Source organism: Rhizobium sp. AC27/96 (genome assembly GCF_001692325.1).
GTDB lineage: Bacteria > Pseudomonadota > Alphaproteobacteria > Rhizobiales > Rhizobiaceae > Rhizobium.
The window spans coordinates 43,979-61,421 of record NZ_LXKN01000010.1; the positions used below are offsets into that span (position 1 = coordinate 43,979).

The 17,443-nt window shown below is 60.2% G+C and carries 13 protein-coding genes; 11 read left to right on the forward strand and 2 right to left on the reverse strand.

Features of this window, described 5'->3' with window-relative positions:
* Positions 1 to 164 precede the first annotated feature (164 nt).
* From leuD to A6U86_RS10620, 9 genes are all read left to right on the forward strand, one after another.
* Positions 165 to 773, forward strand: coding sequence for a 3-isopropylmalate dehydratase small subunit (gene leuD, locus A6U86_RS10580; RefSeq protein ID WP_068390293.1), 609 nt, complete (start codon positions 165 to 167; stop codon positions 771 to 773).
* A 424-nt stretch (positions 774 to 1,197) separates the two neighbouring features.
* A complete protein-coding gene (locus A6U86_RS10585) occupies positions 1,198 to 2,016 on the forward strand; it encodes a sugar phosphate isomerase/epimerase (protein WP_068390296.1) in 819 nt (272 codons plus the stop codon).
* Positions 2,017 to 2,350: 334 nt separating this feature from the next.
* A complete protein-coding gene (gene leuB, locus A6U86_RS10590; protein WP_068390300.1) occupies positions 2,351 to 3,463 on the forward strand; it encodes a 3-isopropylmalate dehydrogenase in 1,113 nt (370 codons plus the stop codon).
* Positions 3,464 to 3,657: 194 nt separating this feature from the next.
* Complete coding sequence (lpxE, locus tag A6U86_RS10595; RefSeq protein ID WP_068390303.1) at positions 3,658 to 4,401, forward strand: lipid A 1-phosphatase LpxE; 744 nt, start codon at positions 3,658 to 3,660, stop codon at positions 4,399 to 4,401.
* Positions 4,402 to 4,632: 231 nt separating this feature from the next.
* The gene (locus A6U86_RS10600; protein ID WP_234906270.1) at positions 4,633 to 4,902 is read left to right on the forward strand and encodes a helix-turn-helix transcriptional regulator; all 270 of its coding nucleotides are present in this window, start codon (positions 4,633 to 4,635) and stop codon (positions 4,900 to 4,902) included.
* Positions 4,903 to 5,055: 153 nt separating this feature from the next.
* Positions 5,056 to 5,805: a glucose 1-dehydrogenase gene (locus A6U86_RS10605; protein WP_068390308.1), complete on the forward strand. Its 750-nt coding sequence runs from the start codon at positions 5,056 to 5,058 to the stop codon at positions 5,803 to 5,805.
* Positions 5,806 to 6,103: 298 nt separating this feature from the next.
* The gene (locus tag A6U86_RS10610) at positions 6,104 to 6,613 is read left to right on the forward strand and encodes a Dps family protein (RefSeq protein ID WP_068390311.1); all 510 of its coding nucleotides are present in this window, start codon (positions 6,104 to 6,106) and stop codon (positions 6,611 to 6,613) included.
* Between the two features lie 373 nt (positions 6,614 to 6,986).
* Positions 6,987 to 8,021: an aspartate-semialdehyde dehydrogenase gene (locus A6U86_RS10615; protein ID WP_068390314.1), complete on the forward strand. Its 1,035-nt coding sequence runs from the start codon at positions 6,987 to 6,989 to the stop codon at positions 8,019 to 8,021.
* Positions 8,022 to 8,311: 290 nt separating this feature from the next.
* Positions 8,312 to 9,133 (forward strand): lytic transglycosylase domain-containing protein, encoded by an 822-nt coding sequence (locus A6U86_RS10620; RefSeq protein ID WP_068390317.1) that lies wholly within the window; start codon positions 8,312 to 8,314, stop codon positions 9,131 to 9,133.
* A gap of 178 nt (positions 9,134 to 9,311) precedes the next feature.
* On the opposite strand, the gene A6U86_RS10625 is transcribed toward A6U86_RS10620, so the two are convergent.
* Entirely contained in the window at positions 9,312 to 9,953 is a 642-nt protein-coding gene (locus tag A6U86_RS10625; RefSeq protein ID WP_068390320.1) for a carbonic anhydrase, read from the reverse strand.
* Positions 9,954 to 10,026: 73 nt separating this feature from the next.
* The gene (gene pdxY / locus A6U86_RS10630) at positions 10,027 to 10,902 is read right to left on the reverse strand and encodes a pyridoxal kinase PdxY (protein WP_068390323.1); all 876 of its coding nucleotides are present in this window, start codon (positions 10,900 to 10,902) and stop codon (positions 10,027 to 10,029) included.
* 294 nt (positions 10,903 to 11,196) lie between these two features.
* On the opposite strand from pdxY, the gene A6U86_RS10635 reads away from it, so the two are divergent.
* The gene (locus A6U86_RS10635; protein WP_068390326.1) at positions 11,197 to 15,987 is read left to right on the forward strand and encodes an NAD-glutamate dehydrogenase; all 4,791 of its coding nucleotides are present in this window, start codon (positions 11,197 to 11,199) and stop codon (positions 15,985 to 15,987) included.
* Between the two features lie 50 nt (positions 15,988 to 16,037).
* Entirely contained in the window at positions 16,038 to 17,426 is a 1,389-nt protein-coding gene (locus A6U86_RS10640) for an MFS transporter (protein ID WP_068390329.1), read from the forward strand.
* Positions 17,427 to 17,443: the final 17 nt, after the last annotated feature.

Here is a 17,443-nt window from a genome sequence, read left to right on the forward strand (position 1 = left end):
GGCTGCCGAACGCATTTGCCTCGATCTGGACCTATGTCTGGTGGGCAGGCTGCGACTAAAGAGCCGCGTTTTAGAGCATTTCCAAGATTCTCCTTCATTTCGGGCCGGATTTGCTCTATTGGCGGGATAATTCGTGCTTTAGACGAGAATGAAGGCAGGACCCCATGGACAAGTTCGTGAAGTTGACCGGTGTCGCAGCACCCCTCCCGGTCGTCAATGTCGATACCGACATGATCATCCCGAAGGATTATTTGAAGACCATCAAGCGCACCGGTCTTGGCAAGGGCCTCTTTGCTGAAGCCCGCTACCATGAAGATGGTTCGCTGAACCAGGATTTCGTGCTGAACAAGCCGGCCTATCAGAATGCCAAGATCCTCGTCGCCGGCGACAATTTCGGCTGCGGTTCCTCGCGTGAACACGCGCCTTGGGCGCTCCTCGACTTCGGCATCCGCTGCGTCATATCCACAAGCTTCGCCGACATCTTCTACAACAACTGCTTCAAGAACGGCATCCTGCCGATCAAGGTCAGCCAGGAAGATCTCGACAAGCTGATGGACGACGCCTCGCGCGGCTCCAACGCCATCCTGACGATCGATCTGGAAAACCTCGAAATCACCGGCCCGGACGGCGGTTCGCTCAAGTTCGAACTCGACGAATTCAAGCGCCATTGCCTGCTGAACGGCCTCGACGATATCGGCCTGACGCTGGAGAAATCCTCCGCGATCGACACTTACGAAAAGTCGAACGCCGCGTCGCGCCCCTGGGCCGCCTGATCGGTTTCATCATTGTTTTGCGCTTCGAAGCCGGGCCTTACAGCCCGGCTTTTTTCATGCGTAGAACCTCCCTCTCCCCGTCAAAACGGGGAGAGGGCTGGGGTGAGGGGCAGCGGGCCATCGACTTGATGGAGGTCTATGATTGTTTCGCCCAGGAAGAGCGGGGCGACACCTTCCACCATCTTTGCAGATCGCCCATGACAAATAGCGACAAGACCGGGCAATCACCCTCTTCGAGAAAAGCCCCTCACCCTAACCCTCTCCCCACTTGCGGAGAGAGGGGACTATTCCGCGAAAGCAGCTCAATACCATCTTTCCTATCCATTGTAATATGATCGACAAGAAGGGGGTCCATATAAGCCTGCCGAGGCCATTGCGGCCTCTCCTCCCGTCTTAATTCCTCTCCACGCAATGGAGCCCATCCATGACATCCCTTCCTATTGTCGGCGCCGCCATGACGCTTGACGACGTCGAAACCCATCGCAACTGGCTGCTCGAAAAGCCGCGCGATCTGGAACTGCAGAGCTTCGTCGAAGCCGAAGTTTTGAACGGCGACTGGCAGCCGCTGGCCGAGCGCGCCCGCAAGCTGCTCGATGGCCATCAGGGCCGCCTCGGCATTCACGGCCCGTTCTGGGGCTTCGTCATTGCCTCGCAGGACCCGGATGTCCGCGCTGTCGTTTCCAAGCGCCTGCTGCAGGCGCTCGACGTCTGCGCCAATATCGGCGCCACGCAGATGGTAGTCCATAGCCCCTATACGTCCTGGTCCTACAACAACCTCGACAACAACAAGGGCGAGCGGGAAAAGATCATCGAATATACGCATCTGACGCTCAAGGATGCGGTGAAGCGTGCCGAGGATATCGGGCTCACCATGGTCATCGAGAATATCGAGGACAAGGATCCCCATATCCGCGTCGGACTTGCCGACAGCTTCAACTCGCCCGCCGTCGCCGTGTCGATCGACACCGGCCATGCCCATTATGCCCATGGCTACACGGGCGCACCGCCGGTCGATTATTACGTCCACGCCGCCGGCAACCGCCTGCAGCATGTCCATCTGCAGGATGCCGATGGCTATGCCGACCGTCACTGGAGCCTCGGCGAAGGCAATATCCACTGGCGCGCCGTCTTCGCCGCGCTTGCCAAGCTCGACAGCAATCCGCGTTTGATCATCGAGATCAAGGACAAGTCGAAGATCCCCGCATCGGCTGCTTATCTGGCCTCGCTTGGTTTGGCCGAGTAACCGATCATCGGTGAGAGCCGGTCGAGGCAATCACCCGCCCTCGTGGTTCGAGACGGCCTTGCAGGCCTCCTCACCATGAGGGCTGGTTCTCTCGCCCGGCTAGCAGCTCGCTCCGCCCTCATCCTGAGCTTATCGAAGGATCAGGGAGGCCCATGATCGAGCAAAAGACCCCCCCTCGCCCAGAGGAGGCCTAAAGGGCCGTCTCGAAGGGCGAGGGGTGGTGGGTTATACTCAAAAGCCCGAAAACCGTACCGTTGCGGCCGCTTCCTCGCTTGAAAAGCCGCATTTGCAGGTCTAAAAACCCCGCAACTTTTTCTTTTGCGGAGGCTTCCCCATGACAGTGCGCAATCTCTTCCTTCTGCCCGGCGACGGCATCGGCCCCGAGGCCATGGGTGAAGTTCGCAAGATCATCGCTTACATGAACGAGGCCAAGAACGCCGGCTTCGTCACCGACGAAGGCCTTGTCGGGGGCAGTGCCTATGACGCGCATGGCGCGGCGATCTCCGATGCCGACATGGAAAAGGCAATGGCCGCCGACGCCGTTCTCTTCGGCGCCGTCGGCGGTCCGAAGTGGGATGACGTGCCTTACGAAGTGCGTCCGGAAGCCGGCCTGCTGCGTCTGCGCAAGGATCTCCAGCTGTTTGCAAACCTGCGCCCGGCCATCTGCTATCCGGCGTTGGCATCCGCTTCCTCGCTGAAGCCGGAGCTGGTCGACGGCCTCGATATCCTCATCATCCGCGAGCTCACCGGCGGCGTCTATTTCGGCGAGCCGAAGGAAATCATCGATCTCGGCAACGGCCAGAAGCGCGGCATCGACACCCAGATCTATGACACCTACGAGATCGAGCGCATTGCCGGCGTCGCCTTCGAACTGGCGCGCACCCGCAACAACCGCGTCTGCTCGATGGAAAAGCGCAACGTCATGAAGTCTGGCGTGCTCTGGAACCAGGTCGTCACCACGACGCACAAGGAAAAATATGCCGACGTTCAGCTCGAGCACATGCTGGCCGACGCCGGCGGCATGCAGCTCGTGCGCCAGCCGAAGCAGTTCGACGTCATCGTCACCGACAACCTCTTCGGCGACATGCTCTCCGACGTCGCCGCCATGCTCACCGGCTCGCTCGGCATGCTGCCATCGGCCTCGCTTGGCGCACCCGACGCCAAGACCGGCAAGCGCAAGGCGCTCTACGAGCCGGTGCACGGCTCGGCTCCCGACATCGCCGGCAAGGGCATTGCCAACCCGATCGCCATGATCGCCTCCTTCGCCATGTGCCTGCGTTACTCCTTCAACCTGATTGCTGAAGCAGACGCGCTGGAAAAGGCCATCGCCAACGTGCTCGACAGCGGCATTCGCACCGGCGACATCATGTCGGCAGGCAGCCGCCAGGTCGGCACGGCCGAGATGGGCGATGCCATCCTTGCCGAATTCAAGGCTCTCTCGGCATAAATCGCCAGCTATATTTCACGTGAAACATCAACCCCGCACTGCGCGCGCAGTGCGGGTTTTTTCTTTGGTCGCCACGAAACACCCATAAGCCACAGCCTGGTGAAACGATCGCCGGCGGCCTTAAAATTACTGTTACAGGAGCCTGCTAGGCGTGGTTGCGGACTTGATTGGAAGTTCGAAGACGGACGGTGGACATGCAGGCGATCTTGACGTCTCTCGACAGGCGTTGGCGACGAAGCGACGCGCGGCTTGCGCCGTGCCATTGGAAGATCTGTCTTTTCCTGACGGCCAATATCGTTCTTCTTTCCGCTTTGCTGTTCGACTGGCCTGTCGGCGCTACCATCAAGAACCTGTCGCCATCCCTTCGCTTCTTTGGCGGGGCGCTGACCGATTTCGGCGATTCCGGCTGGATCATCATAATCAGCGCCTTCCTGTTTTTTGAAGGCTGGGCCGGCAGCAGGCTCCTTCACTCGCAACGCTGCCGTTGCCAGGCACTGCGCATTTGCCAGATCGGCGGCTATCTGCTGACGACCATCGTGCTTTCCGGCCTTTTAGCCAATCTGCTGAAGCGCGCCATCGGCCGCGCCCGGCCCACGCATTTCGCTGACTGGGGTCCCTTCGGCTTCTCGCCCTTCAACGGTCGCGCCAGTTTCGAAAGCTTCCCATCGGGCCATGCCACCACCATTGGCGCCCTTTTCGTCGCGCTTGCATTCCTTTTCCCGCGCTATCGCTACATCTTTGCCGCATGCGCCCTCTGGCTGGCGATTACCCGTGTCATGATCGGCGCGCATTATCCGAGCGACGTCATGGCCGGTCTTGCGCTCGGCGGATGGTTCTCCTTCATGACCGCGATCGTCTATACCCGCTACGGCCTGCTCTTCCGCATAAACGCCGCCGGTTGGCCGACGCCCAAATGGCCGCTGTTGAGGGGCAAGTAAGCCTTCGACCCTCGGCGGCCATATCGCTCGAAAACTCCCAGCCACGCTGTAAAATGAAGCTGTGCGCATGAACGGGCAGGGGAATTCCTTCAGCGTCGACCCGCAGCCGCACCGCAAAGGTTGCCAAGCTCATCGGGCATTCATATATCTGACAGGGTACCGACCGCCAAAAACGGTCAACCCGATTTCGTTTCCACTGCGATGAAAACCATGGATGCCGGCCCGATACGTTTGAGCGAAAGACAACTGGGATTGATTTCCCGGGCGCTCGCCGAGCCGCGCCGTGTGCAGATCCTGAAAGAAATCGGCAAGCGGACCGAGCCTATGCCCTGCAGCATTCTCAACGAGTGCCACACCGTCAGCGCCGCAACCATCTCCCACCATGTCAAGGAACTGGAAAACGCCGGTCTCATCGAGATCCAGCGCGAGGGCAAGTTCGCAAATCTCGTGCTGTGCCGCGACGTCCTGAACGCCTATATGGCGGAGCTTTCCAGAATTTAAAAAATTCGTCTTTGCAATTCGTATCCCTCGCTCTTGTATCAATTAGATGATTATCTAAATATCAAAGTGACAGCGGCGAACGGTTTTCGGGTCGCGCACGTCAAACAGTTTGATGATTATAAAATTGTCTAACAATTATCTGAGGAAGATGACATGAGCAAACTGACAGGCAAGGTCGCAATCGTGACCGGAGCATCCAAGGGTATCGGCGCGGGCATCGCCAAGGCGATCGGCGAGGCGGGCGCGGCCGTCGTGGTCAACTATGCCTCGAGCCGCGAAGGTGCTGACAAGGTGGTTGCGGAAATTACCGCCAAGGGCGGCAAGGCGATCGCAGTCCACGGCGACGTTTCAAAATCCGAAGACGTCAAGCGGCTCTTTGAAGAAACGAAACAGGCCTTCGGCAGCATCGACATTCTCGTCAACAATGCCGGCGTCTACCAATTCGCATCGATAGAAGAGTTCACCGAGGAAGAATTCCATCGTGAATTCAACATCAACGTGCTGGGCACGCTGCTGACCACGCGCGAAGCCGTCAAGCATTTCGGCCCGGAGGGCGGCAATATCATCAACATCGGCTCCAACGCCGTCAGCATGAACCTGCCGACCGCCTCGGTCTATACGGCAACCAAGGCTGCCGTGAACTCCATCACCCAGGTCCTTGCCAAGGAACTCGGACCGCGGAATATCCGGGTCAACAACCTGGCGCCGGGCGGCGTCGAGACCGAGGGCGTCGTTGCGGCAGGCGTCATCGGCAGTGACTTTGAGAAGCATCTCGTCTCGCAGACGCCGCTTGGCCGCCTCGGTCAACCGACGGACATCGCACCGATCGCCGTCTTCCTGGCGTCGCAGGATTCTCACTGGCTGACGGGTGAAACCATCTATGCCGGCGGCGGCCTGAAGTAATTATCCTTTGCGATGTCGCTCTCCGAAAAGAGGGCGGTTTGCCGGGCGTGACACAACCGCACGCCCGGCCATTATGTTAGCAAGCGATTGCCAAACCACTCCATTTTCCTATTTAGTAGGTGTGCTCGGGTTTTCCGCATAGCACCGCTGTCGACCGTGCCGCGCCGCGACATCTCGTCCGCGAAATTTCAAAACAGATCGCGTCTTCAATGCGATCCAACACAACAGCTGATGTCATCGAACTCCCCTAATATCCGCCGGCGATCGCTGTCGTGAAAAACAAACGGAGGACGTTTTTATGAATACCGCCAATACCAAATCGAAACTGGGCACCCGCACCAATCTCAGCGAAGATGCGACACGCGATATTTCCGCGGCGCTGACCGCGCTGCTGGCGGATGTCTTTGCGCTCTATCTGAAAACCAAGAATTTCCATTGGCACATGAGCGGGCCGCATTTCCGCGACTATCACCTGCTGCTGGACGAGCAGGGCGATCAGATTTTTGCGATGACCGACCCCATGGCCGAACGCGCCCGCAAGATCGGCGGCACCACGCTGCGGTCGATCGGCCAGATCGCCAAGCTTCAGCGCATTCCGGACAACGACGCCGAATATGTCGACCCACAGGACATGCTGGCCGAGCTCGCGGACAACAACCTCAAGCTTTCAGCCGAAATCCGCGCTGTGCACGACGTCTGCGACGAATATGGTGATATCGCCACCGCCAGCCTTCTCGAAAACTGGCTGGACGAGACGGAACGCCGCACCTGGTTCCTGTTCGAATCCACCCGCAAGTCAAACCGCTAGTCACAGCGACATCCGCTGCTGGGCGCAATTGGCCAGTGGCGGATGCCATAAGCTCGATTTCCTCGCTCCCGCCTCGGTGGAAACGAGGAAATCCTTGACTCCTGTGGAAAACCTCTTAGAACCGGCGACGGAAAAGGAAGACTTCCATGGCTCGCTTCGAACAGATCGAATGCTTCAGTCACCTGGCGGAATGCGCCGGGCCGGACGTCTATTTTCCGGTTTCTTCCAAAACCAAGGCCAAAACGACGACGAAAACCGTCTGACGTCTCTGGCCTGCCGCTCTCTCCCCGGCTCGGTCGGGGACAGGAACCGGTCGTCATGGCCGCGGTTCCCCCCTCGCCAAAGAGGAGAGAAGAGAAAGAGAGCTTGAGAAATGGGTTTCAAAGTAGCAGTAGCGGGCGCGACCGGGAATGTCGGCCGTGAAATGCTCAACATCCTGTCCGAACGCGGCTTTCCGGCCGATGAAGTCGTGGCGCTCGCATCCGCCCGCTCGCAGGGAACCGAGGTTTCCTATGGCGACCGGACGCTGAAGGTTTCCAACCTGGAGAACTACGATTTCTCCAACACCGACATTTGCCTGATGTCGGCCGGCGGAGACGTTTCGAAGAAGTTCTCGCCGAAGATCGGCGCCCAGGGCTGCGTCGTCATCGACAACTCCTCTGCCTGGCGCTACGACGCCGACGTGCCGCTGATCGTGCCGGAGGTCAATCCGGATGCCATTACGCAGTTCACCAAGCGCAACATCATCGCCAACCCGAATTGCTCGACCGCTCAGCTCGTCGTCGCGCTGAAGCCGCTGCATGATTTCGCCAAGATCAAGCGCGTCGTCGTCTCGACCTACCAGTCCGTTTCCGGTGCCGGCAAGGATGGCATGGACGAGCTGTTCAACCAGACCCGCGCCGTCTTCGTCGCCGACCCGATCGAGAACAAGAAGTTCACCAAGCGCATCGCCTTCAACGTCATTCCGCACATCGACGTCTTCATGGAAGACGGCTACACCAAGGAAGAGTGGAAGGTGCTGGCTGAAACCAAGAAGATGCTCGACCCGAAGATCAAGGTCACCTGCACCGCTGTTCGCGTGCCGGTTTTCATCGGTCATTCGGAATCGGTCAATATCGAGTTCGAAAACGAGATCACTGCCGATCAGGCCCGCGACATCCTGCGCGAAGCACCGGGCTGCCTTGTCATCGACAAGCATGAAAACGGCGGCTACATCACGCCTTACGAATCCGCCGGTGAGGATGCGACCTACATTTCTCGCATCCGCGAGGATGCGACCGTCGAAAACGGCCTCAACATCTGGGTCGTCTCCGACAATCTGCGCAAGGGTGCGGCGCTGAACGCCATTCAGATCGCCGAACTGCTTGTCAATCGCGGCCTGATCAAGCCGCGCAAGCAGGCTGCATAAGAATTCGTAAACCAATTTACGGTTTATAAATCTTCGCTAGCTAAGCAGGATTGAATGGAAGCCTCGCCATTTCGGATGAAAGGCGGGGCTTTTGGAAATGCATCTGGCGGCAATGCTTTACGAGACGCGAAAACATTGATCGCTAAAATGTGATAATGACAGGACGGCCGGATGCTGGCATGGTCCAGTGGTGGCGAGACACCGCATAAACCCAGAGATTGGTGGGTTTGTGTGTGCTTTAAAAAAACGGTTACCGCGTTCGCAGCGCGGTAAGAATTCGGGGAAATTGAATGCGCATCACAAAGTCTGGAATGGCAGCTCTCGTGGCGGGCGGGTTGCTGCTGGCGATGCCGATGACGGCCAACGCCGCGTCCTGCGGCAACACTTCCGCTGGTTTCGAGAATTGGGTGCAGGAATTCAAGCGCGAAGCGCAGGGACAGGGTGTCAGCCCGTCCGTCCTCGACCGGGCTTTCGCCAACGTCCATTACAACCAGCCCACCATACGCGCCGATCGCGGCCAGAAGAGCTTCAAGCTTTCCTTCGAGGAATTCATGAAGAAGCGCGGTGGCCAGACGATCATCAATCGCGGCAAGAGCATGAAGCAGGCTAATGCCGCGCTCTTTTCCAAGATCGAGAAGCGTTTTGGCGTTCCACCAGGCCCGATCATCGCGATCTGGGGCATGGAAACCGGCTTCGGCAGCTATATGGGCGATCAGCACACGCTTTCGGCCGTAGCAACCCTTTCCTATGACTGCCGCCGCTCGGCCTTCTTCACCGAGCAGCTCTATTCCGCTCTGAAGCTCGTCGGCGAAGGCTATCTCAGCCCGTCGGCCCGTGGCGCCGCTCATGGCGAAATTGGCCAGACGCAGTTCATGCCGAAAAACGTCGTTGCCTTCGGTATCGATGAAGATGGCGACGGCAGGGTCGACCTTGTGGGATCGCGCGCGGACGCCCTGGCCTCGACCGCGAACTTCCTGCGCGGCCATGGCTGGCAGCCCGGCGCCGGCTATCAGCCCGGCGAGCCGAATTTCTCCGCCATTGCCGGCTGGAACGACGCCAAGGTCTATCAGCAGGCAATCGCCTATATCGGTCAGCAGATCGACGGCAGATAAGCTGGATCAAAACAAAAAAGGCGCCGCGACCATATGGTCTGCGGCGCCTTTTTCATTTGGTCTGACTTCAGGCGCTTAGAGCACTTCCAGGAAAAGTGCGCAGCGGTTTTCTGTCCGGAATGCGCAAAGAAACAAGAAGATAGAGCATTTTCGCTATTCGAAGAAAAGCGGAACTGCTCTAGACTTCAGGCCGCTTGAAATCGCGGGTCTCGGGGTCCATCACCCACAATTCGCCTGTCGAAATATCGAACCATGCGCCATGCAGGTTCAGCTTGCCTTCCTCTTCCCGCGCCTTGATCTCCGGAAAGCTGCGCAGATTGTCGAGCGAATTGCGGATCGAGATGCGCTCCAGCGCCGTCTGGCGCTCGGTCGGGGTCATGATGTCGTTGCTCTGGATCTGCTCGGCGGCCGGCTTCAGCAGGCCCATCCAGCGGCCGATGAAGTCGCCCGGCGACAGCGGCTCGGCGTTCGGATCGAGGGCGGCGCGAATGCCGCCGCAGCGGCCATGGCCCATGACGACGATATTGGCCACCTTGAGCGACAGGACAGCGAATTCGAGTGCCGCCGAGGTCGAGTGGAAATTACCATCCGGCTCATAGGGCGGCACCATATTGGCGACGTTGCGGATGACGAAGAGCTCTCCCGGACCGGCATCGAAGATGATCTCCGGTGCCGAGCGGGAGTCACAACAGGCAATCACGAGGGTCGACGGATTCTGGCCGCGCTCGGCGAGCGTGCGATAGCGTTCGCGCTCGTCGACGTAACGCCCACTCATGAAATTGCGATAGCCGTTCAAAAGGGTGTCGGGAAAGCTTTGCATGGATATTGAATTACAGCGCAGTTCGGCGGATGGCAACTATTGCGCTGCAAAAAGCTTCTGCTGCATCACGCTGCTATTTCTTGCGCTGCTGGGCCGGGTGCACGAGGTGCCTGAGCTGCACCATCGCCATCGGTGTCGACAGGCTCGCCGCATCCGCCGCCAGCGTCAGCTCGTCACTCCCGCGCTTGACGGCGCGCGCCAGCACCTCATAGACGCTCGCCGTCGTCAGCTGCAGCGCCCTCTCTTCGTCGATGCCGGACAGCAGGTGCGACAGGAACAGCGCGGAGAGCAGATCGCCAAGCCCGTTCGGGGCATTCTCGATGCTGCGATGCTCGGCAAGTAAGGCATTTCGCCCACTGAGATAGAGATTGCCGATACCGCCTGACATCATCGGCACCGCCGAGGTCACCAGCATACGTGATGGCCCGAGCGAAAGCGCCGCTTCCATGATGGCGTTGTTGTCGTTAAGCGGCGCACCGGCAAGCCAGGCAAGTTCGTAGCGGTTCGGGGTCGCCAGCGATGCGAGTGGGATCAGATGATCGCGAATGGCTTCCGCCGTCGCTTCCGGCACATAGAGCCCGCCCGCATCGCCGATGACGGGATCGCAGGCATAAAGAAGATCGGGGTTTTTCTCCCGCAGCGCCGCCACCAGTTTTGCAACGGCAAGCGCCTGCGCTGCATTGCCGAAATATCCGGAGAGAACCGCCTTCACCTCCGAAAGCCAGGGTGCGGCGATCAGATCATCGATGGCATGCTCGAAATCCGCTTCGTTGAAGGTCAATCGCGTCGAACGGCCATGGCCGGGATGCCAGGGCAGAACGACGGTCGGCAGCGCCCAGACCGGATGCCCGAGCGTTTCCAACGCAAACACCGCGGCGCGATTTCCGACGGAACCTCTGACAACATGACTGGAGATGACGATAACGGCGCCAGCCGACATTTGCGACATGATACTTGCTTTCAGTTCAGGGGCCTCAAACTGCAATGGCGCCGTTGATGATCCCTTTCGCGGCACTCTGTCAACTGCACTTCACAGAGTCATGAAACCCTCTGTTGAAACGCCCGGTCCGCCAATTTCACGCCGGCCCCAAGCACTTCGCATCGAGATCGCAGCTTTCGGCAAGATTTTTGAAAAAACGGGCTCAAATTGGTCCGAAAGCAACCAAATTCGCATTCTTTTTGCCAGTTTTTTCGCTAAACCTTCTGCTACTGTGCTCAAAATTCGAAAATCCGGAGGAATTTCATGGCGCCCAAGACCAATCCGAAACGGGAAAAACAGATCGACGCAGCCCGCAAGATCGCGGCCGCGGCGGGGGGAGCCCATATCGACCCCGAAATCCTGTTCGGCCGGGCAAGCAATGACGACATCGAGCATTACAGCCCGGAAATGCTGGCACTTGCTGCGGCGCACGCAGCCAAGGAAGTGGCAGCCTGGGGCGGCAGCTCTCCGCGCGTTAGCATCGAGCAGGTGGCCGGTATAGAGCCCGATGGCGTTGCGGTATCGATCCTGTCGATCACCGACCACAACATGCCCTTCCTCTACGAATCGATCATGGGCGAGGTCAGCAGCACCTACCGCGATCTCTACATGGCCGTGCACCCGATCCTGGTGATCGAGGACGGCAAGCAGCCCAGCCTCTATTCCGCTGATCACCCGAGCGATCCCGCCCATCGCGTCAGCCATATCCAGCTTCATTTGTCGCCCCTGACAGCAGCGCAGGCAACGGACCTGATCAAGCGCGTGCAGACCGTGCTCGATCAGACGCATCTCACCGTTTCCGATTGGAAGCCGATGCTGGCGCGCCTCGATATCGTCATTTCGGAGCTCTCCACCTATGAAGCGGCGGGACGCCGCAAGAGCGATCGCGACGAGGCGCTGGCCTTCCTCGCCTGGTTGCGGGACGGCAATTTCACCTTCCTCGGCATGCGCGAATATGTCTATTCCGGCAAGGGCACGGACGCCAAGGTCGAGCGTGATCGCGGCACCGGACTCGGCATTCTCTCCAATCCGGATGTCCGCGTCCTGAGACAGGGCAAGGATGCCGTCACCACGACACCGGAGATCCTCGCCTTCCTCAATGGGCCGGATTTCCTGATCGTCACCAAGGCCAACGTCAAATCGATCGTTCACCGCCGCGCCTATATGGATTATGTCGGCGTCAAGCGCTTCGACGCTGACGGCAACGTCACGGGCGAGCTGCGTATCGTCGGCCTCTTCACCTCGACCGCCTATACCAGCGCCGCCATCGAAGTGCCGCTGCTGCGCTCGAAGGTGCAGAAGGTCAAGGATCACTTCGGCTTCGACCCCACGAGCCATTCTGGCCGCATGCTCGACAATACGCTGGAATCCTATCCGCGCGACGACCTCTTCCAGATCGATACGACCCTGCTTGCGAGCTTCGCCGAGCAGATCAACGACCTTACCGACCGGCCGCGCGTGCGCGCGCTGCCGCGCATCGACCATTTCGACCGCTTCGTCTCGGTCATCGTCTATGTCCCGCGCGAGGAATATGACTCCGTCGTCCGCGAGAAGATCGGCAACTACCTGAAAACAGTCTATGACGGTCGCGTCTCCGCCTACTACCCGGCCTTCCCGGAAGGCGGCGTGGCGCGCGTGCATTTCATCATCGGCCGCAGCGCCGGCAAGACCCCGCATATCCCGCAGACCAAACTGGAAGAGGCGATCCGCGCCATCACAGCCCGCTGGGACGAGCGTTTCGTCATGCTGGCCGGCCCGAAGGCACCGCGCATCTCCGTCAGCCAGGCCTTCCAGGAAGCCTTCACGCCAGAAGACGCCTTTGCCGACCTGCCCGACATCTCGGCCACGGCCGGCGCAGATCCGATCCGCATCGGCTTCTATATCCGCAAGGATGAGACGGGTGACATTCTCTCCCTGAAGATCTTCCACGGCCAAGGCAATCTGGCGCTGTCGCGCCGCGTGCCGCTGCTCGAAAACCTCGGCTTCAACGTCATCAGCGAGCGGACCTTCGACATCTATGTCACCGCCAAGGACGGCTCGACCGGTCATGTCGTGCTGCATGACATGGAGTTGGAAGCGCGCGGCGGCCTGACGATCGATCTTGGCCGCCATGGCGCAGCGCTGAAGGAAGCCTTCCTTGCCGCTTTCGGCGGTACGATCGACAATGACGTCTTCAACCGGCTGATCGTCTCGGCCGATCTCTCCGCCCGCGAAACCAACGTGCTGCGTGCCTATTCGCGCTATCTGCGCCAGGCCGGCATCGCCTATTCCCAGGATTATATTGCCGCGACGCTCGACAAATATCCGCGCGTAGCAGCCTCGCTCTTCCGCCTGTTCCACGACACGCTCGATCCGAAGCTTGCCGACAAGAGCCGCACGAAGAAGCTTTCCGAACTGCATGAGGCCATCGAAACCGAGCTTGCCGACGTTCCGAGCCTCGACGACGACCGCATCCTGCGCCGCTACGTCAACGCCATCGACGCGACACTGCGCACCAACTACTTCCAGAAGAACGCCGACGGTACGCCAAAGGCGATGCTGGCCTTCAAGCTCGATCCCAAACTCCTCGATGGCCTGCCCGAGCCGCGCCCCTTCCGCGAAATCTTCGTCTACGGCGTCGAAGTGGAAGGCGTGCACCTGCGCTTCGGCAAGGTGGCCCGTGGCGGCCTGCGCTGGTCCGACCGCGCAGAAGACTATCGCACCGAAGTGCTGGGTCTCGTAAAGGCGCAGCAGGTCAAGAACGCCGTCATCGTGCCCGTGGGCGCCAAGGGCGGTTTCTATCCGAAGAAGCTCCCCGTCGGCGGCACCCGCGACGAGATCTTCAATACCGGCCGCGAAGCCTACAAGACCTATATCCGTACGCTGCTGTCGATCACCGACAATATCTCCGGCGCCGATATCATCCCGCCTGCCGACACAGTGCGGCTTGATGGCGACGATCCATACTTCGTCGTCGCCGCCGACAAGGGCACCGCCACCTTCTCCGATACCGCCAATGCGCTGGCGCAGGAAGCCGGCTTCTGGCTGGATGACGCATTCGCGTCGGGCGGCTCGGCCGGCTATGACCATAAGAAGATGGGCATCACCGCCCGCGGCGCCTGGGAAACCGTCAAGCGCCACTTCCGCGAAATGGACATCGATATCCAGACGACGCCCTTCAACGTGGTCGGCGTCGGCGATATGTCTGGCGACGTCTTCGGCAATGGCATGCTGCTCTCGCCGAAGATCCGCCTGCTCGCCGCCTTCGACCATCGCGACATCTTCATCGATCCCGATCCGGACATGGAAAAGACGCTTGCAGAACGCCAGCGCCTTTTCGACCTGCCGCGCTCCAGCTGGCAGGACTTCGACAAGTCCATCCTGTCGAAGGGTGCGATGATCATTTCGCGCTCGGCAAAATCGGTAACCCTGACGCCTGAAGCAGCCGCTGCCATCGGCATAGACAAATCGGTCGCCACACCCTTCGAGATCATGACGGCGATCCTGCGGGCGCCCGTTGACCTCCTCTGGTTCGGCGGCATCGGCACCTATGTCAAGGCGCCATCGGAGACGGATTCGGATGTCGGCGACCGTGCGAACGATCCGATCCGCATCACCGCCGAAGAGGTTCGTGCCAGGGTAATCGGCGAGGGCGCCAATCTCGGGGTCACCCAGAAGGGCCGCATCGCCTACGGCCTCAAGGGCGGTCGCTGCAACTCCGACGCCATCGACAATTCTGCCGGTGTCAACACCTCGGACGTCGAGGTCAACATCAAGATCGCGCTCGCCAATGCCATGCATGACGGCCGCCTGACACGAGCCAAGCGCGACGTTCTGCTGGCCTCGATGACCGACGAAGTCGGCATCCTGGTATTGCGGAACAACTATCTGCAATCCCTGGCGATTTCGCTGACGGAGCGCAAGGGCACCGGCAACGGCCTGGAACTCAGCCGCTTCATGAGCGTGCTGGAAACGGCCAAGCAGCTCAGCCGCAAGGTCGAGACGCTGCCTGACGAACAGACTTTCGCTGAGCGTTACGCCAATGGGCGGCCGCTGACCCGCGCCGAAATCGGCGTGCTGCTCTCCTACGCCAAGATCGTCCTCTTCGATGCGCTGGTTGCCAGCAACCTGCCTGATGATCCCTATTTCGCCGCGACCCTCAGCCGCTATTTTCCGGTCAAGATGCAGCGCTCCAACGCCGCCGATATCGACAGCCATCGGCTGCGTCGCGAAATCATCGCGACGGCACTTGCCAACGAAGCGATCAATCGCGGCGGCCCGGGCTTTGCCGTCAGCATGATGGACGCGACGGCGGCGTCAGCTGCCGAAGTGGTCAAGGCGGCCGTGGTCGCCCGCGACGGCTTCGATCTCGACCGCCTTTGGAATGAGACGGACGCGCTTGACGGCAAGGTCGCCGGCCAGATGCAGAACCGCGTCTATGGCGAGATCACAGAGGTCTATACGGTGCTCACGCGACTGCTGCTGAAGACAGGAGCCGTCAAGGGCGATATAGAGGAAACGGTTAGCCGGCTTCGCGCAGCTCTGAAGAAATTGCGGCCTGTCTTCCTGACCCATATTCCGGCGGATTTCGCAGCGGAAATCGCCGCTCGCGAGGCGGAATATCAGGCTGCCGGCCTGCCGGAGAAGCTCGCTTCGGAAATCGCCACGATCTACGCACTCGTCCTCGTTCCGGAGATCATGCAGATCGCCGAGCGCACCGGCGATACGCTGAACCGCGCAGCCGAAAGCTACTTCACCGTGTCGCAGACCTTCCGCGTCGGCCGCCTGCTGCTTGCCGGCAGCAGGATCGTCACGGGCGACCACTATGAGAGCCTCGCTTTGGCGCGCAGCCTCGACCAGATCGCCGGCGCCCGCCGCGATATCGTTATCTCGGCCCTTTCGAACCATCCGAAGGAAAAGCAGCCGATCCAGGCGTGGCATGCAGAGGATCGCATCCGCATCAATCGCATCGCCGAAGAGCTCGGCGGCCTCAGCGAAAGCGGCGATCCCAATCTCGCCCGCATCACCGTTGCCGCCGGCCTGCTCAGCGATCTTGCGAACGGCCGGGCAAGGTGACACAGTCCGCCCCGACCCGGCACACGGGGTGAGGGAATCAGGGGCTGGATCTGGTGGCAACCGAAATCGACAACAGCGTGCCGGCAAAAGTGCCGGCACGGGGCATTTGGGGCTGGATGTTCTTCGATTGGGCGGCGCAGCCGTTCTTCACCGTCGTCACCACCTTCATTTTCGGACCCTATTTCGTCGCGCGGCTGACCGCCGATCCGGTTTCCGCGCAGACGACATGGAGCAATATGGCGACGATCTCCTCGGTGATCATCGCCCTCCTGTCGCCAGTCCTCGGCTCGATCGCCGATCAATCCGGCGCGCGCAAACCCTGGATCGCCTTCTTCGCCGCCATCAAGATTGCCAGCCTCTTCTGTCTCTGGGGTGCCGCGCCGGGATCGCCGCTGATCTACCCCGTCATCTTCATGATTCTCGCCTCGATCTCGGCGGAATTTTCGATCGTCTTCAATGATTCGATGATGCCGCGGCTGGTCGGCAAGGACGATGTCGGCAAGCTCTCGAACGCCGCCTGGGGCCTCGGCTATCTCGGCGGCATGATCGTGCTGATCACCGTCGTGGCGCTGCTTGCCGGCAATCCGCAAACCGGCAAGACCATTTTCGGCCTGACCCCGCTCTTCGGGCTCGATGCGACGGTAGGCGAGGACGCTCGCATCACCGGGCCGATTTCCGCCGTCTGGTACTTTCTCTTCATCCTGCCGATGTTCTTCTTCACGCCCGATGCCGCCCGCGGTCTGCCGCTTCGCGCCGCCGTTCGTTCCGGGCTGCGCGAACTGGCGACGACGCTCGGCGAACTGAAACGCCGGCGCGGCATCAGCCTCTTCCTCGTCGCCCGCATGGTCTATCAGGATGGGGTCAACGGCTTGTTGATCCTCGGCGGCACCTTTGCAGCCGGCATGTTCGGCTGGGCGACGATCGAGATCGGCATCTACGGTATCATCCTCAATGTCATCGCCATCTTCGGCTGCTTTGCCGCCAGCTATGTCGACCGCTGGCTGGGCTCGAAAACGACAGTCGTCATCAGCCTGACGCTGCTGCTTATCGCGACTTTCGGCATCATCTCGACCGGACCGGGCTTCACGCTCTTCGGCCTCGTGCCGCTCTCGACCGTCAGCACCGGCAGCCTGTTCGGCACGGCGGCGGAAAAGGCCTATATTGGCTATGGCCTGCTGATCGGCATCGCCTTCGGGCCGGTGCAGGCCTCTTCGCGCTCCTATCTCGCCCGCAGCGTCAGCCTCGCCGAAGCCGGCCGCTATTTCGGCATCTATGCCCTTTCAGGCCGCGCCACCAGCTTCATGGCGACGCTGTTCTTCTCGCTGGTGACCTATTGGAGCGGCTCAGCCCGCCTCGGCATGGCGACGCTGGTCATCTTCCTCGCAGGCGGCCTGTTGCTCCTGCTACCGACACCCTATCCGGCCGACAAGGCGAAATAGGGATATCTCTTCAATTA